This window comes from Sphaerisporangium siamense (assembly GCF_014205275.1).
GTDB classification, from domain to species: domain Bacteria; phylum Actinomycetota; class Actinomycetes; order Streptosporangiales; family Streptosporangiaceae; genus Sphaerisporangium; species Sphaerisporangium siamense.
In genome coordinates this window covers 3,447,647-3,466,472 of record NZ_JACHND010000001.1, presented here as the reverse complement: position 1 = coordinate 3,466,472, position 18,826 = coordinate 3,447,647, and the positions used below count along the sequence as shown (strand labels likewise).

Genomic DNA, 18,826 nt, shown 5'->3' with positions numbered 1-18,826 from the left:
CGCCCCTCGCCAGGTGGGCACCGATTTATGGTTATTTTCCCCAAAATATACGGACTCAAATAGCCTTGAGGTGAAGTCCGGGCGAATATCGGTTGTGCCGCGTCCAACACGGACCCCAGGCACGCCGGGCAACGGGCCCGGACGCCGGGCAACGGCCCCGGGCCGCGGGTCAGAGGCGTCCCGCCGCCAGGTCCATCAGGCGGGACAGGACCCGGTCGCCCGAGGCGCGCACGCCGTCGTGCTCCCACTCGTTGGTGACCCAGTGCCGCAGGTTGCCCACCGACCTGGCGGTGCGCAGCGAGAGCTCGGCGTCGACGTACATGTCGTCGTGGTACACGATCGCGGCCACCGGCACCGTGTTGGCCGCGAGCCGCGCGGGGTCGTACAGCGGCGGCCAGTCCCGCGCCTCGGCCAGCGCGTGGGCGGCCTCCGCGAAGGGGCGCAGCCCGCTGAACTCCTCGAACATGAACGGGTAGAACATCTCGCCGGTGAACAGCGGCGGCTCGGCCCCGGGCGCGAACTCCGGGCGCGAGGCGAGCGCCCGCTCGGCCGCCCACGCGGTCGGCGTGCCGCCCTGGGCGTAGATGACCTCCTGGAGCACCCCGTACAGCGGCTGCTCGGCGAACGCGGTCAGCGCCATCACCTGGCGCAGGAAGGTGTCCGACGGCGCCGCGCCGTCCCACGCCTCGTCGAACAGCCAGTGCAGCCGCTCGGCGCCGTCGCCCATGCCGAGCGCCATGCCGAGCGTCTGGAGGCGGCGCACGGTCAGCCGGTCGCCGTCGGGCAGCCGCACGTCGTTCTCGGCGAGGTGGGCCGCCATCGCGGCGACCGTGGCCACGTCGCCGGGGTAGCGCGCGTAGTAGCGCTCGACCTTGTCCCTCACCCGGGGATAGGTGCGCGCGTAGACCTCGTCGGCGGTCGCGGCGAGGCCGGGCAGGCCGCCCGTCACGTAGCAGGCGCGCAGCCCCTCGGGGGCCTGGGACAGGTAGGTCAGGGTGATGAACCCGCCGTAGCTCTGGCCGAGCGTCTCCCACGGACGGTCGCCGCACAGGGCGCGGCGGATGTGCTCGGCGTCGGCGACGATCGCGTCCGCGCGGAAGTGGCGCAGGTAGGCGGCCAGGTCGTCGCCGAGGCGGGCGGCGGTCGCGGCGGTGACCGGCGTGCTGCGGCCGGTGCCGCGCTGGTCGAGCAACAGGACGCGGTGCGTGCGCAGCGCGTGGGCGATCCAGCCGTCGGCGCGCGGCGGGCGGGGCGACTTGCCGCCGGGGCCGCCCTGGAGGAACAGCAGAAAGGGCAGGTCCTGTCCCGCGTGCGCCGGGTCGGCGATCTCGCGGGCGAAGACGGTGATGCCGGGCCCGCCCGGGTCGGCGTGGTCGAGCGGGACGCTGAAGTGGTGGTCGGTGACCGCCATCCCCGGCATGTGGATCATGTGGTGGATTCCTTCCGTCAGACGGCCCGCCGCCCTATCCGTACGCCCTGCCCGCACGTCCCGCCCGCGAAGCGCCATTGAATAACGTGCGCGCCGAAACGTCCAGCGCGCCGCTGGCAGGAACCGGTTGTGCGCGGACAACTTCATGAACGTCGTTCATCTGGAAAGGGAACCGTCCCGGGGCGCACAGTTGACTCTACGAAAGGAAGCCAGAAGAGAAACAGAAGGGAAAGGGATCGCGAAATGACTGTCTCCGTCGTCTCCACGGGCGTCGCCCTCGGCCGCGACCCAACGGTGTGGGACCGCCAGGAGGTCTGGGATCACCTGAAGGTCTGGGACCACTACGAGAGCTGGGACGCCTTCGACGTCTGGGACGCGCTGGAGGTCTGGGACGCCTACCGGGTCTGGGACTCCGAGGAGGAACTCCGCAAGGTCTGGGACGGCCTGAGGGTCTGGGACGCCCACGACGTGTGGGACGGCCTCACGGTGTGGGACGCGTTCACGCCCGGACGCCTCCCCGAGGTCTGGGACGAGTCCCGGGTCTGGGACCGCGCGCCCGTCTGGGACGTGTCCGAGGTCTGGGACCTGCCCAAGGTGTGGGACAAGCGGCAGCTCAACTGACGACGCCGCGACGCCGGCCAGCGACGTGACCTTCCACGATCCGGCCGCCCGCGGCTCGGGCGCGCGGCGGGGGCGGCGTCCCCCCAACCGTCCCCCTGGCCGTCGCGGCCCGTCTCGCGACGGCCCCCCGGCCTCGCGCGAGCGTCCGCCCCCGCCCCGCGCGCCACCAGCCGCCGGCCGACTTCCCCGGCCCCGTTCTGACATCCGCGACCGCGGACCCCGCGAGAGAAGGAGCGACGCAGACCCCACCCGCCGTGCGGGCATGGAGGTGGAAATCCCCCCTTCACCTCCATGCCCGTACCGACGTTTCCGTGCCTTTCTCAGATTCCGATGACCTCGAAGGCGATGCAGGGAATTCCGTCGAATCTCTCGCCGAATCTGCGGGTCTTGGCCTCCAGGAACCCGCGCGCGTCGGACATCGGGTGGCCGGGGCCGAGCGCGGGGAGGTAGGAGCGGTGGGCCTCCAGCGCGGCGACGCCCTTGTCCAGGCTGCCCGAGACGTCGACGGCGTGTGCGGCGTGCGGCGATCCGCCCATGGCCGCGAAGCGCACGCCCGGCCACGGCGCGAGGCCCTGCTCCGCCAGTTCGGGGAAGATCCAGCGGTTCCCGGCGTCGCCGGCGGCGTCGAGCAGGGCGACGCCGACGTTGCGGTGGTCCGGGGAGTTCCAGTCGCCGCTGCGCCACCGCTCGTGGTAGTTGAGCCCGATCAGGACGTCCGGCCGGAACCTGCGGATCGCCGCGGCGATGTCACGCCGCAGCGGCAGCCCGTACTCGACGACGCCGTCCCGGTGGCCGAGGAACTCCACCTGTTCCACGCCGACGATCGCGGCGGCCTCGATCTGCTCCCGCTCGCGCACCCGCCCGGCCTGCTCGGGGGGCAGCGAGTCGATGCCCGCCTCCCCCCGGGTCACGATGAGGTAGGCGACGTCCTTGCCCGCCGCGGTCCAGGCCGCGACCGCGCACGCCGGGCCGTACTCCAGGTCGTCCGGGTGCGCGACGACCGCGAGCGCGCGCTGCCAGTCGTCGGGCATCGGGGCGTACGGCTCCGGCATGATCCACCAACCTTCCCGCGTGAGGTGAGCAGGGTCCTACGGGGGCTACGCGGTGACGAACCGCGGCCGGGTGCGCTCGGCCCAGCGGATCACCGGGCCGCTCGCGGCGAGCCCGGCGAGGAAGATGACCGCCAGCGCGATCCACCCGGCGAGGCCGAACCGTTCGGGCAGGACGGTGACCAGCGTGGGCCCGGCGATGGCGGCGAGCGCGTCTCCGGTCGAGAACATGCCGCCGTACTGGCCCTGCGCGTGGTCGGGGGCCAGCTCGTACCGCAGGCCCCAGCGGGCGCCCTCGCCCCAGATCTCGCCCAGCGTGAAGACGACCATGCCGACCACCATGATCGCGGTGGCGAGGAGGGGCGGTGCCCCGGAGGCGAGGCCGGTGACGACGCACGCGCCCGCGAGCCCGAGGAACGTCCAGCGTTGCAGGCGCGCGGCCCCGGGCACCGTGTCGGCGCCGCGGGCGGCGCGGACCTGCAGCAGCACGACCATCAGCGTGTTGATCGCGTACAGCCAGGCGGCCAGGGCGCGAGGGGCGTCGGTCCGGGTGACCAGCCACACCGGCAGGCCGACGGCGGCGAGCGTGGGGCCGAGGCGGGCGATGCCGGCCACCTGGGCGACCGCGAGGTAGGGCCAGTCGCGCAGCGCGAGCCAGCCGCCGCCCTCGCGCTTCTTCTCGCCGCGCGTGCCGGGCACCCGGGGCAGCCGCAGGTAGAGGATCGCGGCCAGCACCATCGCGGCGGCGTTGCCGAGCATCAGCGACAGGTACGCGGGCCGGGTGTCGAAGGCGATGACGATGCCCGCGCCGAGCACGCCCAGCGTGAAGCCCGCGTTGAACACCGAGCGCAGGTACGCCGACAGCGCGACCCTGCCCTCCCTGCCCATGAGGCCGGAGATCAGCGCGCCCCTGGCGACCTGCCCGCCGCTGTCGGCGACGCCGAGCACCCCGACCACCAGCAGGTACATCGGGAAGTTCGCGACGAACATCGCGGCGATGAGCGCGACGACCTTGGTGAGCGTGGTCAGGATCGTGACCTCGCGCGGGCCGAACCGGTCGGCGAGGTAGCCGAGCGGCACGTTGATCGGCAGGCTGATCAGCCCGACCAGCGACAGGCCGAGCCCGACCTGCCAGGAGGACAGGCCCACCTCGCGGATGAAGTAGATGGCCGACCCCGACAGGTAGAGGCCGTTGCCGACGCTCGCCACCGCCGAGCAGATGACGAGCATCCGGCCGGGGCCGGGCGGCGGCAGTAGCCGGGCGAGCCTGCCCCGGGCGGGCGGGGTGGGCGTTTCCGGGGGCGCGGTGGCGGTCACGTCGTCACTCCCATCGGGTCGATCGCCCGGACGGCGGCCTGGAGCGTGCTGGTCCTGCATCCCCGGGAACGCTTGGCGTCGATGGTGCCGATGCCGTACCCGATGGTGCGCACGCCGGCCGCCGGGGCGAGCTGGGCGGGGCGGTAGAACATCGTGGTGAAGTAGGTGAACGAGGCGTCGGGGTCGTCGTAGTCGGTGCCGTTCATGAGCACCGACCAGCTCGCCCCGTCGCGGATGAACAGGCTGAAGGCCAGCAGGTCACCGTCCCTGCGTGCCTCGATGAGCAGCAGGTCGTCGGCGCCGAAATGGTCGCGCAGGTAGCGCAGCGAGAACGCCTCGCGCTCGGGGTCGGGCGTGCCGCCGTACTTGGCGATCAGGTTGCAGCGCAGCCGCACCAGCTCGGGCTCGTCGCCGGTGACGCGGCGCTCGGCGACGACGATGCCGCGCTCGCGGGTCTCGCGCAGCTCGCGGCGCGCGATCGTGCGCCGGTTGCGGCTGAGCGTGGCGAGGTAGCCGTCGAAGTCGTTCCAGGTGACGCGCATGTCGCAGCGCTCGACCATGGGGATCGTCGTGTACCCGGTCTCGCGCAGCGCGCCGGCGAACTCGGGGTAGTCGGGCCTCAGGTACAGGTAGGCGACGCTGCGGGCGCCGTTGTCCCTGGCCCAGGCGTCGAGCCCGGCGACGAACCGGCCCGCGAGGGCGCGGTCGCGGGCGCCGTGCCCGGCGGGGGCGGTCTCGTAGTTGGGGAACATGACCAGGCAGCAGGGGAACACCTCGGCCGGGTCGGCGTCCTTCCAGGGGTGTGGCCCCTCGGTGGCGAGCGGCACGTCGTCGGTCGCCGACGCGCCGCTGAGCACCGCGTACGGGTCGAACCTGGGGTGGCCGGTGGGGGCGTCCTGGACGCCGCCGCAGAAGGCGACGGCGAGCCGGTCGTCCTCGTACAGGCCGAAGGTGCGCAGGCCGCCGGGGATCCGCGCCTGGGCCAGGCCGATCCAGCGGGCGCTCAGGCTCGCCGGGGCGTCGCCCGTCCGGGCGTCCCAATCGTCGGGCAGCCCCTCGCGGACCTCGAACCGCGTGGCGGTGCGCGCGACGGGGCCGGGTGTCGTCGTGGTCACCGTGCCTCCCTTGACCGCGGAGGACTCTCGGGGTGGCGTCCGCCCATTCCCCTCACTCTTCCGGCCCGATTCGCACGGCGGCATCTTCCAGAATGCGCGATCCGTCCCCGGGAGCCGCGCCTCGGGCGAGGTCGCGCGCGTCCACGCACGCGACCATGTCGACGCGCCCGGCCAGCAGCAACGTGTTGACCTCGTCGCGGGACATCCGCTCCGCCGACAGCAGCAGCACGGGCAGGTCGCTCTCGTGGCGGACGCGGTCGGCGAGCCCGGTCCTGGCGATCCGCCCCGTGCCCGTCTCGGCGGGGACGGCGACGAAGTCGAACCCGCGCGCCGGCGTGTCCGCCACGGGCTCGTCCCCCGACATCAGCAGGCCGACGGCCGACGCCCCCGCGGCGCGCAGGGCCCGCGGGTCGGCGGTGCCGTCCGGGGTCACCAGCACGCAGGGCGGCACGGGGGACGCGGGCACGTCGCGGGTCACCGCGCACGGGCGGTCGCCGGTCGCCGCGGGGAAGAGCAGCACGGGCGCGTCCCGCTCCAGGCCCGCGCCGACCATGCGGGTGCGCAGCCTGAGGTCGCCCACGGTGAGCGGCACGTCCACCGGCTCGGCCCGGGTGGGGCGGCCCGCGTACGTCTCCATGGCCCGCGCCACGAACTCCGGGTCGCGGGCGCCGAGCCGCGCGAAGGTGTTGGCGTCCCTGCGGCTGCGCAGCGCGAAGACCGTCTGGGCGCCGCACAGCCGGTCGCGGCGGCTCAGCGTCTCGAACCAGCGCTGGCTGTCCCTGGCCTCGGCCTGCGCCTCCGCCGCCACGGGCGCCCGGGCCCGCGCGTACTCGGCGAGGGCGTCGTCGGCGGAGTCGCACGCGGCGAGCGACCTGGCCAGGCAGAACGCGTCGTCGATGGCCAGGGCGGTGCCCGAGCCGATGGAGAAGTGGACGGTGTGCGCGGCGTCGCCGACCAGGACGGCCCGGCCGTGGTGCCAGCGTTCGTTGACGACCGTCGAGAACGGACGCCAGCCCGAGGTCCGCGCGGTGAGCGGCGCGCCGTCCAGTTCGTCGCGGAAGACGCCGGCGAGGATCGTCTCGACCTCGTGCAGCGGCCGGTCCAGCAGGCCGCGCGACCGCAGCGTGTCCGGGTCGGCCTCGACGATGAAGGTGCTCTCGGCGGCGCCGTGCGGGTAGGCGTGCACGATCAGCACGCCCGCGCCGACGCACTTGAGGACGAACGTGGGCTCCAGCAGCGCGGGCGTGCTCATCCACAGGAAGACCGTGCGGCCGTGCGTGGTGACGGTGCCGTGGTCGCGGGCCGCCCGCAGGCGGCTGTTGGCGCCGTCCGCGACGACCAGCAGGTCGTGCCCGCCCGGGTCGGCGGTCACGTCCCGGGCGTGGAAGGTCACGGTGGGCGGCTCGCACGCCAGCGCCCGCACGTGGTCGCGGAAGACGCGGCGGGTCAGGCCGAACATGCCGTACGCGCCCGACCAGACGCGGTCCTCGCCGACCAGGGTGAGCGTGCGGTCCCAGGTGGCCATCGCCTCCGGGGGGAGGGCGAACGCGCGCGGGTGCACGGCGCGCACCCGCTCGGCGAACTCCCACGACATCACGATGCCCGCGCCCGGCGACCGCTCGTCCCTGTCGTACAGGTCGATGGCGGTGCCGGGGCGCAGCCGCGACAGTTCGAGGGCGAAGAACGCGCCCGCGGCGCCCGCGCCGACGACGGCGACGCGGTTCAGGGGCCGCGGCGTCATCGCGGCGTGCCGTCCCAGTGGAACCGGACGCCCCGCGCGATGGCGGCGCCGCGTGAGACCGCCATCATCTCGCCGCTGGCGATCTTCATGATGGTGAGGAACTCGGTGAAGTGCGGCTCGGGCGCGCCCAGCGAGGCGCCGGCCTCCTTCATCAGCGCGAGCCAGCGCAGGCGCTGCTCCCGGGTGATGAGCATGTGACTGTGCGCCTGGTGCAGGCGCGGGTCCCACGCCGCCGTGAGGTCGTTGTTCCCGTAGATCTGGACGTAGTGCGCGGTCAGGCGTTCGGCGTGCCTGACCCAGTCGTGCACGGGGAACAGCGGGAGCAGAACCTCGTCCCGCGACACCAGTTCGTAGAACCGCGTGGCGAGCGCCCAGAAGAAGGGTTCGCCGCCGATGCCGGCGTAGAAGTCGCCGACCTTCTTGTCCACGTCGGCCGGCGTCATGTGCTCGGCCGGTCTGACTCCCTCGTCCGCGACGATGAGCACCTTTCCGTCGTGCTCGGGGACGGCTTTGGATGGCATTCGTACTCCCGTCGGCCGCTGCCGGGCGTGGCCGTGCGCCACAGGGGACGGCACGGCCACGGGGTTGGTCGGGATGCGCGGTCCCGCCGCCGGGTCTCTCCCGCGGGGCGCGCGGGGGCCGGCGTGGGGACGGGACGCGCGGGGCGTTGCGTCAGACGACGGGGGTGTAGTCCTTGTGGTCGATCGCGCGCGCCCAGACGGCCTCGAAGGCGTCGACGCAGTTCTTCACGAGCGCCGGGTCGTCGCTCAGCTCGTGCGGGCCGTAGGACCCGTCGCCGGCGAAGTGGGTGAACCGGACCAGGCGGTTGTCGAACACCCAGAAGTCGTTGCCGGGCAGCAGCAGGTCGGAGGCGAGGCGGCGCGGCAGCCACCGGACGTTCTCCCCGGCGGGGACGTTCACGATGGTCGCGGTCTCGTACTCGTACTGGATGAAGTCGGTGACCGGCTCGGAGACGACGCGGGCGCGCCGCCAGTCCACTCCCCTGGCCACGGCCGCGCCGACCAGCTCGACCCAGCCGCCGTGCCGGTCGTACTCGATGGGGATGCCGGCCTTCCAGTCCACGTACACCGCCCCCTTGGGGGTGTACATGTCACGCATCTCCAGGTGGATCGCCGAGAACTCCGTGCCGGCGATGAGTTCTTCGAATTTCGGGACGGTCGTCGTCATGTGACCTCCGTAACGAGCCCCGCCATCCGAACCGGATCACGCGCTCGATGTTCGGATAAAAGGCGATTGTTGGACCGGACAGCCCGCTCGCCTGGACACAAATCGTGACAGTGCCCCAGAATTTTTGTCTTCTCGCAGGTTGCTCTTCTTGCCGCGCCGGGAGCCCACGCGGGCCGCTCCGTCAACCGGCGTCGGTGCCCTCTTCGCCCTCCAGCGCCTGCCGCGCGGCCCGGTGGTGGGTCGCGGCCTGCCCGGGCTTGCCGCGCCTGCTGAGCAGGTCGCCGAGCTTGTTGTGCGAGATGCTCAGGTCACGCTGCGCCTGGACGTTGCCGGGATCCCCGGCCGCGAGCCGCTCGGCGATCACCAGGCCGTCGCGGAAGTGCCGCTCGGCCGCGTCGTACTCGCCGCGCACCGCGTACACGTCCCCGATCTTGTTGTGGTAGACACTGAGGTCGCGCTGGAGCTGGAGGTTGCCCGGTTCCCCGGCGACCAGCCGCTCGGTGATCGACAGGCTCGTGCCGAAGTGCCGCCCGGCGTCCTCGGCCCGGCCCTGCGCCAGCGCCACGTCCCCCAGCTTGTTGTGATAGATGCCCAGGTCGCGATGGTTGCCCGGACGGGAGGGGTCGTGGTCGACCAGCCGCTCGGCGATCAGCAGGGCCCGGCGGAAGTGGTCCTCGGCACGGGTCAGGTCACCTTGCCGGGTGTACAGGTCGCCCAGGCTGTTGTGCGACAGGCTCAGATCCCGCTGGGCCTCGGACCTGCGGGGATCGAGATCGGCGAGCGCCTCGGCGAGGCCCAGGCCGGCCCGGTAATGCGACTCCGCCCCGGCGAAGTCGCCGCGCGCGCTCAGCGTGTCGCCGACCTTGTTGTGCGAGATGTTCAGGTCGCGCCGCGCCACCGCCCCGCCGGGATCCCGGGCGAGGAGGTCCACCGCGATGGCCAGGCCGGCGCGGTAGTGCCCCTCGGCCCCGGCGACGTCGCCGCGGGCCATGAGCATGTCGCCGACCCGGTTGTGGGAGATGCTCAGGTCGCGCTGCGCCTCGCCGCCGTCCGGGTCCCAGTACGCCAGGCGCTCGGCGATGACCAGGCCGTTGCGGTAATGGCTCTCCGCCCCCGTGAGGTCGCCCCGCGCGGCGAGCACGTCCCCCACCTTGTTGAAGTACACGCTGAGGTCCCGCTGCACCTGCGCGTCGGCGGGGTGGGCGCCGGCCAGGGCCCCTGCGATGGCCAGGCTCCTGCCGTAGTGACGCTCCGCCCCCTTGAGGTCGCCCGAGGCGGTGAGCAGATCGCCGAGGTTGCTGTGGTAGACGCCGAGGTCCCGTTGCACCTGCGCGTCGGCGGGGTCGTCGGTGACGAGCCGCTGGGCGATGGTGATGCTGCTGCGGTAGTGCAGTTCCGCCTGGGGGAGGTCGCCCTTGGCGTTGGACAGGTTCGCCAGGTTGTTGTGCGAGATGCTCAGGTCCCGCCGGAACTGGGTGTTGGCGGGATGCGCGGTGGCGAGTCGTTCGGCGATGGCGAGGCTGTCCCGGTAGTGCGGCTCCGCGAGGGAGAGTTCCCCTTGGGCGCTGAGCAGGTTGCCCAGGTTGATGTGCGCGATGCTCAGATCCCGCTGCGCCTCCACGTTGGCGGGATCGGAGGCCACCAGGCGCTCGGCGATGGAGAGGCTGCTGCGGTAGTGGCGTTCGGCCTGGGTGAGCGGCGGCTGCTCGTCCTCCGGACGGCGCGCGGCTTCCGGGAGCTCCGGCACGCCCCGCGGTCCTGTCGTCTCCACGGCCGGCTGCCCTTTCGGGGGCCGCACGGTCTCCTCGCCCGTTTCGTCACCCTGCTCGCCTTCGTCGGCGGCGACGAGCCCGGCGGGCTCCAGGGCGGCCGGGACGGCGATCCAGAAGACGTCCATGGAGCCTTTCGTGACGGTCGTCACCCGGGTGAACTCCGGGGCGTCCGGGCCGGCGATGCGATCGCCCTCGGCCCGCCGGCGCAGCGCGTCGGTGACGATGATCGCCACATCGGCCTCGGGCGCGTCGGCCAGGGCCTCGCGCAACGGGGCCGATCCGAGCATCCGGGCCACGCTGACCACGGCCGAGCCGCCGAACCCGACCGGACCCGGGAGCACGGACCCCACCGCGAGCGCGACGCCCAGCCGCAGGCGCGGCCCCTGGGGCTCCAACAGGTCGTCCTGGGCCAGCGCCGCACGAAGCCCGTACAGGAACAAGGGGACCAGCCCGGCGTCCACGGCCCCTTGAGGGAACACGATCAACATTCCGTCGCCCCCGTCGCTGACGGTGAACTCGCCGGCGTCGTGCCCGGTGGCGGTCAGCGCCGCGGACACCGCCAGTCGCGTCTCACGTTGCAGCTCGGCCTGGATCCGCGGGGTCGCCTCGCCGTAGGCGACGATGTCGATGGCGGCGCACACGCGGCGCGGGGCCTCGTCGTCCGTGGCGACGGGGATGTCGTTCGCGGGTAGAGGTTCCGCGGGCCGGGCGCGCCCCACGTACCCGTCGGAGTAGTAGACGCCGCTTCCCTCGGCCTCGGCGGCCGCGATGCCGGACATGACCGGGAATGTCGGGACGGGGAGGCCGGCGGGGGGTTCGGCGTGGACGCGGACGGGGAGTTCGGTGGTGCGGATCATCACGCCGCGGGGGGTGACGATGGTGAGGAGCAGCGCGCGGTCGCGCGGGCCCGGCTCCGGGGTGACGAGGAACTCGGCGGGGCCGTAGGAGCCGCCGAAGCGGTGGACGATGACCGCGGCGTCCCGCAGCGCGGCCACGGAGAACGCCCGCGAGCCGTCCAGCAGGCAGGTGAACGCGAACTCCTCCTCGTCGTACGGCCATTCCTCCGGCGGGCCCGCGAGGCGGAGGTCCACCGCGACCAGGTGAGGCCGTCCCGCGGTCATGTCGCGCGGCCAGCTCACGACGGGCTCAAGGCGTAGCCGGGCGCCGGAGGTGGCGGCGGCTCCACCGGGCACGGCACCGTTCATGACGCCCCCAAGGCCACGTCCGGGGTCACCAGCGTGCGCGGGCTCCCGTAATAGACGTACATGAACCGATATAAAAGCGGAAGAAGCTCCGCATCGGCCGCCGTCCCCGACACGCCGGCCAGGTCGGCGGGGGACAGCGTCGCCGCGCGGGCCCGCAGCGTGCGCAGCGCCTCCGCCACCGGACGGCCCGGGTGCTCGCGCATGTGCCGGAACAGCTCGCGCGCCATCTCCCACGCCTCGCGGTCGCCGACGTTCCCGCTGGTGGCGAGCACGCCTGCCGCTCCGGAGCGCAGGAACACCTCGGCGAACCCGCGCAGCACCCGGTCGTTGAACCGGTCGGTGTCGTATCCGAGCGAGCCCGACTGGCAGGCGTTGAGGAACACCATCGTCGCCGCCGACCGCAGCCGCAGGAACTTCATCGTGTCGGCGAGCAGCAGCGGCAGGCCACCGAGAGCGGATTCGGTCACCTGGTCGCCGAACTCGCCGTGACAGGCCACGTAGACCAGGGCGAGCGCGGTCCCGTACTCGCGGAGCGCCTTGGCCAGGGCGGGCATGCTGTCGCTCCGCTCCACGTGGTAGGAGGTGAGCAGGGCGTGGTCGTGGGTCATCCGGGGCTCGACGTAGGCGGCCACCGGGCCGGTGCAGGTGTGCGCGGAGCGGTAGTCGCGGACGGTCTCCGGCCAGGCGGTGCGGATGGACAGCCACCGGGTCAGCGTGACGACGCCGCCGAGCCATCCCTCCGACCTGCCGCCGTCGTAGTCGAGCCAGAACAGCTCCCACGGGATGCGGTATCCGGTGTCGTCCCAGATCACGAGCTGGAGCCGGTCGCCGTGGGCGACGATGCGGCGGTCCAGCCAGCGGGTCAGCTCGGCCTTCGGCCGTGACCAGACCTGCATGAAGCTCAGCACGTCGGCGGGCAGCTCACCGCCCTTGGAGTCCAGTTGGCGCAGGTCCAGTCGCGGACGCCCGTAGACCTCGGCGAACTCGGTGGTCTCGCCGCAGCAGCAGACGCCGCGCAGCCGGAAGCCGGGCGCGCCCCCCTCCTGGTGGACGGGGACGACCGTGAGCAGGGCCATGCCCTCCGGCAGCCCGGCTCCGAGGTCGGCCTCGACGACGTCGAACACCATCGGGTCGCCCGCGTCCTCGACCACCCGCATCCGCACGTCCCCCGCGCCCCGGGCCTCCGTGACCCGGCTCTGCGGCAGCGTTTCCCCGGCCACCGGTCCGGAGCCCGGCGACGGGACGTGGACCGGGCCGGACGAGGCGGAGTGTGACGAGGCGGACGGCGGCGGGCCTGGAGAAGGGGCCGGCGCGGCGGGTGCGGGGGCCGGATCGACAGGTGCGGGGGCTGCCGGGTCGACAGGTGCGGGGGCTGTCGGAGCGGCAGGTGCCGGGGCTGCTGGGGCGGCGCCGGTGCGCCGTGACGAGCCGAAGACGGCCCCGAAGAACCTGCGGCGCCCCTCGGCCGTCATCCGTCCTCCCCCGGAACCGCCGACCGCGAGTCACCGTCCGCGGCAGCCGATCGAGACCCGTCCTCCGAGTCGGCCGACCGCGACCCCTCGTCGGAGGCGGCCGACCGCGCCCCCTCGTCCGAGGCCCCCGACCGCGCCCCCTCGTCCGAGGCCAGCGATCGGGATCCGCCGTCCGCGGCCGCCGACGGCGGCCCCTCGTCGGGGGCGGTGGAGTGGGGTGGGTCGTCGGGGACGCCGGGGACGAGCGTGCCGCCGAGGGCGGCGGCTAGGGCGGCGGTGAGATAGGCCCCGGGGCGCGGGCCGGGGTCGATCACGACGCTGCGGACGCGGCGCAGGGTGCTGATGCGACGCGCCGCCTCGACGGCGTCCACCACGCCTTCCGCCGCCACCCGCTCGGGCATGCGCCCGGCCAGGCCCGCGGCGAGCGGCACGTTGGCACGCCCGTCGGTGACGACGACCAGCAGCGCGTCCACGATCGCCGCGTCCCCCTGTCGGGTGCCGTGCCGCAGGGCGCGCCCGGCCAGCGTCAGGCCGTGCGCGAGCGGCGTGGCGCGCCCGGGCAGGCGTTCCATGGCCGTGGCCACCCGGGGGTCGAGCACGCCGCGCGCGGCGAACATCTCCGCGCGCAGCTCGTCGGGCGCGTCCGCCGCGCCGACCTCGACCACGGCGACCGGCGCGCGGGCCGCGTACGCCCAGCGCAGGTACGGCGCGAGCGGCTCGTACCAGTCCCAGCCCCGGTGGCAGGTGTGGTCGAGCAGCAGCAGGAGAAGGCTCCCCGGCCGCGGGGCCCTGCGGTGACCGCGCAGGTCCACAGGCTCGACAAGCAGCCGGTCGCCGTCCCGGCGCGACCCGTCGCGCTCCTCGCGGCGGACGGCCTGGAACTTCGCGGCCTCCAGCAGCGTCGCGGCGACCGCGATGTCCTTGAGGTCGCGCGCGGGCCGGGTGCCGATGGGGTGGCCGCGGGCCGGGCCGCCGCCGGCGCGGCGGTAAGGGGGCAGCCGCAGGGGGTAGGCGTCGTGGTCGGGGTCGGCGTGGTCCTCGGGGTACGGCTCGCGTGGCGTCTCGACGGCGGGCAGCGGCCCGGACGGCAGCGGCGTGGCCTCGCCCGCGGGCACCTCGACCGGGCGTGGGCCCGGCTCCTGCCGGGCGTCGGGCTGCGCGCCCGCCGGGGACGGGGAGGGCTGGGCGGGGTCGCGCGGGCCGTCCTGCCGCGCCGCGGCGAAAACGCCGGTCAGGTGCGCGGCCTGCTCGACGTGCTCCCGCTCGACGACGGAGTCGTCCCGCAGCGCGGCCAGCGCCCGCGCGACGCGCCCGAGCGCCAGGTCCCGGCGCGGCCCGGCCGGCGACAGCGCCGCCACGACGGCCTCGACCGCGTCCCGCGACGCGCCGGGCACCCGTCCCGCGCGCACGGCGCGCCTCCACTGGGGGTCGGGCTCGTCCAGTACGTCCCGCCCGGCCGTCCGCTTCAGCCCGGCGGCGTCGAGGCGCAGCGCGAAGCGGTCCAGGAGGTGGGGGGAGACCCGGCCCACCTCGTCGCGGCGGCAGCAGGCGATCCAGTGGTCGCGGGGCCGCCACCGGGCCTGGACGCCGGTGCGCTCCAGGTGGGTGACGTCCGCGCCGATGGAGGCGAGCGCCGCGCGGGCCCCGGCGGCGCCCAGGCGCGCGAGGTCGGGCACCACCACGACGCGGGGGGCGCGCCCCTCCCCCACCAGCGGGCCGCGTTCCAGCCGAAACCCGCCCGCCTCGCCCGGGTAGGGGCGGATACGCACCCACAGGTCGTCGTCAGTGGTCGTGGCGCCCAGCATGACCGGCGTCGGCGAGACCCCGGCAAGGCCGGCGAACCAGTGCACGACGGGCAGGATCACGTCGGCGTCGAGGTCGAACAGCAGGATCCCGGCCAGACCGGGTTCGACCGCGGCGCAGGCCAGGCCCGTCGCGACCCGCTCCCGTAGGCCGAGGGGCGGGGAGGGAGGTCCGGAGGGAGGTCCGGAGGATGGGACGGTGCCGTGGTCGGGCATCACGCCTCGTCGATGACCTTGTCCAGGCGGTCCTGGTCCTTGTCGGTCCAGTCCAGGCCGTCGCCGTAGGCGGCCTCGCGGCGGCGGTGGATGAGGGCCTGCGGGGCCACCGCGCGGACGTCGTCGGGGATGAGGGTGGTGCGGCCCTGGAGCGCGGCGGTGGCGCGGGCGGCGTGGGCCATGACGATCTCGCCCCGATGGCCGGCGACGTGGAACTCGGCGGCGACGCGCGCGCACAGCGACACGGTGTCGTCGTCCGGCCGGATGTCGTGGACGGTCTCGCGCGCGGCGACGATCCTGGCGTGGCGCTCCCGGTCCAGCACCGCGCCCTGGCCGAGCCAGTCGGAGGACGGCCGGGCGCGCTCCTCGTCGAAGCGCAACACGGTGCGCAGGATCTCGCGCCGCACGAGCGGGTCGGGCTCCGCGGTCACCGGGACGAGCAGGCCGAAGCGGTCGAGGAGCTGGGGCCGCAGCGTGCCCTCCTCGGGGTTCATGGTGCCGACGAGCGTGAACGACAGCGGGATCTCGGGGCGGTCCAGGCCTTCGCGCTGGACGACGAGCAGGCCGGTGGACACGACGTCGAGGATGAGGTTGACGATGTGGTCGTCCAGGAGGTTGACCTCGTCGATGTAGAGCATGCCCTGGCGGCCCGCGTGTTCGAGCAGCCCCGGCTGCGGCTCGGTCCTGCCCGCCATCAGCGCGTCGATGCGCCAGCCGCCGATGACCCGGTCGTCGGTGACGTTCATGGGCAGCGTGACGGGCAGCTCGCCGTACATCATGCGCGCGAAGGCGCGCACGGTGGTGGATTTGGCGGTGCCGCGCTCGCCGCTGACCAGGACGCCGCCCACGGCGGGCACGACGTAGGCGATCTCCAGGGCCCGGCACAGCGCGTCCTGCCCGACGACGTAGCTGTAAGGGAGGATGGGGAACGCCTCGGTCGCGCCCGCCTCCCGCCCCGGATCCGATTCGCCGGCCGCGCCCGCCTCCCGTCCCGATTCCGATCCGCCGGCCGTGATCGGCGCTCCTGCCGGTGCCGCCCATTCGCCCAAGACCCCTCCTTCGCCGCGACCTGTCGTCCCCCGAAGGACGTTCCGCGCGTGGGCCGGGCGGCCGTCCCGTCGGTGACCGCGACGGACCGACACGCAAAGTGTGCATAGGACCGCGCGGGATTGTCCCTGACCTAGCGTAGACAGCCGGATACGCCACCGCGCGGGGAAAAGCTCAGCGCGGGAACTCCGCACGGGAACTCGGCAGGGGCTCAGCGCAAGGCGTCCGCCACGCGGCGCAGGTCGGAGAGCAGGCCCGCGTACATCGCGTCGCGGTCGTCGGCGCGCAGGACCGCCGAGGGGTGGATCGTCGCGACCAGGCAGGCGCGGCCCTCACCCATGACGTGCCTCCACAGTTCCGGCTTCTCGCCGGGGAAGGGTTCCGGCACGCCGCGCCGGTCGCTCACCCGGAAGGAGGGGCCCAGCAGCGTCTTCCCGGCGGTGGCGCCGAGCGCGACGACCACCTCGGGCCGGATGAGCCGCATCTCGGCGGCCAGCCACGGCCGGCAGGCCGCCATCTCACGCAGGCTCGGCGGCTTGTGGATGCGCTTCTTGCCGCCGTCGCGCACGGTGAACTTGAAGTGTTTGACGGCGTTGGTGACGTAGGTCTCGCCGGGGTCGACGCCGGCCTCGCCGAGCGCGCGTTCCAGCACCCGCCCGGCCGGTCCGACGAACGGGTGGCCCTGCCGGTCCTCCTGGTCGCCCGGCTGCTCGCCGACGAGCAACACGCGGGCCGAGGGGGCGCCCTCGCCGAAGACGGTCTGGGTGGCGTCGCGGTAGAGCGGGCAGCCGTGGCAGTCCGCGGCCGCGGCGCGCAGTTCGTCCAGGTCGGCGCCCTCGGGCACGTACGGCGAGGCGTCGTAGGCTTCTCCGTCGGCGGTGGTCACGGCGTCGTCCTCCCCTCCGGCGCCCGCGCGCCGGGCCCCGGTGACCGGCTACCCGCGATCGGCCGGCGCATCCCTAGGGGCGTGCCCGCCGCAGCGCCCGGCGTGCCCGCGGTCCGAGGAACGCCACGAGCACCGCGAGGACCGCGCCGAGCGCCCACCAGAGCCCCGCCCCCATGGACGCGCCGCCCGGCGGCGGGGCGGCGGAGGGCAGGCGGTCGAGGTCGGTGGCGCAGACGATCGGGCGCTTCTCGTTCTTCACCGAGGCACAGACGACGGCCGCCAGCCGCCGGAGCTGGGCGGGGAAGCTTCCGACCTCGACGGCGACGCTGAGCCGGTCGGTCCTGCCCGCGGGCACGGCGCGCCGCCAGGCGATCGAGTCCTTGGCGAGCGTGCCCTCGGGCGTGGAGGAGAGCACTTTGAGCCCGGGGGGCACCATCTGCTTCAGCACGAGGTCGGGCGAGTCCTTGGCGCCGGTGTTGCTGACCTGGATCGTGTAGGTGAGGCGGTCGCCCGGCCGGACGCTCGTCTGGCCGTTGTCGATGCCGATGCGCAGCGCGTAGGCGGGCTCGGCCGGGTGCGGCACGGTGGCATGCGCGGCGGCTGCCGTGAAGCCCCCGGCGGACGCGACGAGGGCGGCGGCGAACGAGCTCAGCGCGACGGCGCGGCGTGGGCGGGCGGCGCGGGCACCGCGCGCGGCGGCCGGGCGCACCGGTGTGACGCGAAAAAACATGATTAATACCTTTTAACGGCGCTGGGTTCATTCCACGCGGGCCGCGCGCGGGCGGGTTCGCTTTCGAGAATGGTAGATGCCGGCAGAGCGTTCCTCTGCGGGCATCACCTCCGACGCGCCGTGCGTTTTCTCGGGAACGCGCCGTCCCGGCGTCGCGTTACGCCGCGGAGCACAGTGCGGTCGGGGAACCCGCGAATGCCGCCGCCGGCGCGGGTACGCGGCCGACGGCGCCGCTCCGTTGGAACGACACGTCAAATTTCACTATAACCGCTGCCATTTTTCAGCGCGCAGAGGTGGCGATGGTGCGAGATAGGCCGTCATGACAGTGAGAGCACCCACGAAAGGGGGTAAAACCCGAAAGAGCAAAGATATTCGGTCAATGGCAAATTACCTGGTCGCCGGTGCCATTTGGGGGAATTATGGGTAGACGCTTCACGCCGGTCCTGCTCGGCATCGAGACCGCGATCGCGCTGACCTTCTTCGCGACGATGACCGCCTCGGCCACCACCGGCGCCGGCGCCTTCTGGCACGGCCCGCCGTCCGCCTCCCCTCCCACCGCGTCCTCCCTCGGCACCGGCCCTGCCGCGCCGCCGGAACCGGCGCCCGCACCACGACGCACCGATTCCGGCTCCGTGGGAGTGACGGTCCGCGTGCTACCCCCCGGGGAGCCCCCCGAGAAACCGGGCGGCGCCCCCGCGACGCCCCGCGAGCACGACGGCCGCGACGCCGGCGTCACCGTCATCACCGGAGACCAGACGACCGAGTTCACCGAGAACGGCACCGGCTCCCACGACACCGGCACCTCCGTCGACACCACGGGCAAGACCGGCCCCGGCTCCTCCGACGGCACCCCCGGCAAGACGGGACCCAACTCCTCCGACGGCACCGCGCGCAAGACCGAACCCAGCTCCTCCGACGGCACCGCGGGCATGACCGACCCCGGGTCCCCCGGCGCCGGCGCTCCCGGTGGCCCCGCCCCCGCGCGGCCCGGTGGACTGCCCTTCACCGGCTTCGACGGCCGCGCCCTCGCCCTCGCCCTGACCGGAGCCGGCGCCTGCCTGTTCCTCGGCGCCCTCCTCGTCCGCCTGACGACCCGCCGCAGGAGAAAGAGCCTCTGAGACCGCTCATCCGGTCCCGTCTCGCCGCAGCGCGAACCCGACGAGCACGACCCCGCGCCCGTCCGGGCCCGCCTCCGCGCCACCGCCCGTCCCCGCGCCGCCCTAGGGGATCGCGAAA

15 protein-coding genes are annotated in these 18,826 nt (G+C 74.0%); 2 read left to right on the top strand and 13 right to left on the bottom strand.

The genetic code is table 11. The annotated features are described in order from the left end of the window. Nucleotides 1–169: 169 nt before the first annotated feature. Complete coding sequence (locus BJ982_RS15920) at nucleotides 170–1,429, bottom strand: alpha/beta fold hydrolase (RefSeq protein WP_239123062.1); 1,260 nt, start codon at nucleotides 1,427–1,429, stop codon at nucleotides 170–172. A gap of 243 nt (nucleotides 1,430–1,672) precedes the next feature. Between BJ982_RS15920 and BJ982_RS15915 the strand changes: the two genes are divergently transcribed. Beyond that, on the top strand, nucleotides 1,673–2,050 hold the full coding sequence (locus BJ982_RS15915) for a hypothetical protein (protein WP_184880858.1): 378 nt from the start codon (nucleotides 1,673–1,675) through the stop codon (nucleotides 2,048–2,050). A 320-nt stretch (nucleotides 2,051–2,370) separates the two neighbouring features. Here the strand turns inward: BJ982_RS15915 and BJ982_RS15910 are convergent, their stop codons facing one another. The 12 genes from BJ982_RS15910 to BJ982_RS15855 form a co-directional block, all read right to left on the bottom strand. Then, a complete protein-coding gene (locus BJ982_RS15910; RefSeq protein ID WP_184880856.1) occupies nucleotides 2,371–3,102 on the bottom strand; it encodes a PIG-L deacetylase family protein in 732 nt (243 codons plus the stop codon). A 45-nt stretch (nucleotides 3,103–3,147) separates the two neighbouring features. Further along, on the bottom strand, nucleotides 3,148–4,416 hold the full coding sequence (locus BJ982_RS15905; RefSeq protein WP_184880855.1) for an MFS transporter: 1,269 nt from the start codon (nucleotides 4,414–4,416) through the stop codon (nucleotides 3,148–3,150). Beyond that, nucleotides 4,413–5,531, bottom strand: coding sequence for a GNAT family N-acetyltransferase (locus BJ982_RS15900; protein ID WP_184880853.1), 1,119 nt, complete (start codon nucleotides 5,529–5,531; stop codon nucleotides 4,413–4,415). Before BJ982_RS15900 ends, BJ982_RS15905 begins: the two co-directional genes overlap by 4 nt. 52 nt (nucleotides 5,532–5,583) lie before the next feature. Continuing rightward, nucleotides 5,584–7,272, bottom strand: a complete 1,689-nt coding sequence (locus BJ982_RS15895) for an FAD-dependent monooxygenase (protein ID WP_184880852.1) — start codon at nucleotides 7,270–7,272, stop codon at nucleotides 5,584–5,586. Then, a complete protein-coding gene (locus tag BJ982_RS15890; RefSeq protein WP_184880851.1) occupies nucleotides 7,269–7,793 on the bottom strand; it encodes a truncated hemoglobin in 525 nt (174 codons plus the stop codon). Before BJ982_RS15890 ends, BJ982_RS15895 begins: the two co-directional genes overlap by 4 nt. 151 nt (nucleotides 7,794–7,944) lie before the next feature. Next, entirely contained in the window at nucleotides 7,945–8,460 is a 516-nt protein-coding gene (locus BJ982_RS15885; protein WP_184880850.1) for a DUF6879 family protein, read from the bottom strand. Nucleotides 8,461–8,641: 181 nt separating this feature from the next. After that, entirely contained in the window at nucleotides 8,642–11,437 is a 2,796-nt protein-coding gene (locus tag BJ982_RS15880; protein ID WP_184880849.1) for a tetratricopeptide repeat protein, read from the bottom strand. Continuing rightward, nucleotides 11,434–12,657, bottom strand: a complete 1,224-nt coding sequence (locus tag BJ982_RS40425; protein ID WP_184880848.1) for a CHAT domain-containing protein — start codon at nucleotides 12,655–12,657, stop codon at nucleotides 11,434–11,436. The genes BJ982_RS15880 and BJ982_RS40425 overlap by 4 nt, the downstream gene beginning before the upstream one ends. 248 nt (nucleotides 12,658–12,905) lie before the next feature. Beyond that, entirely contained in the window at nucleotides 12,906–14,927 is a 2,022-nt protein-coding gene (locus tag BJ982_RS15870) for a hypothetical protein (protein ID WP_184880847.1), read from the bottom strand. Then, nucleotides 14,927–15,976 (bottom strand): AAA family ATPase, encoded by a 1,050-nt coding sequence (locus BJ982_RS15865; protein ID WP_203959156.1) that lies wholly within the window; start codon nucleotides 15,974–15,976, stop codon nucleotides 14,927–14,929. The genes BJ982_RS15870 and BJ982_RS15865 overlap by 1 nt, the downstream gene beginning before the upstream one ends. 209 nt (nucleotides 15,977–16,185) lie before the next feature. After that, a complete protein-coding gene (locus BJ982_RS15860; RefSeq protein ID WP_184880840.1) occupies nucleotides 16,186–16,860 on the bottom strand; it encodes a UdgX family uracil-DNA binding protein in 675 nt (224 codons plus the stop codon). 73 nt (nucleotides 16,861–16,933) lie between these two features. Beyond that, entirely contained in the window at nucleotides 16,934–17,590 is a 657-nt protein-coding gene (locus tag BJ982_RS15855; RefSeq protein WP_184880838.1) for a DUF11 domain-containing protein, read from the bottom strand. 419 nt (nucleotides 17,591–18,009) lie between these two features. On the opposite strand from BJ982_RS15855, the gene BJ982_RS15850 reads away from it, so the two are divergent. Next, a complete protein-coding gene (locus BJ982_RS15850; protein ID WP_184880835.1) occupies nucleotides 18,010–18,708 on the top strand; it encodes a hypothetical protein in 699 nt (232 codons plus the stop codon). The last annotated feature ends 118 nt before the right edge of the window (nucleotides 18,709–18,826 follow it).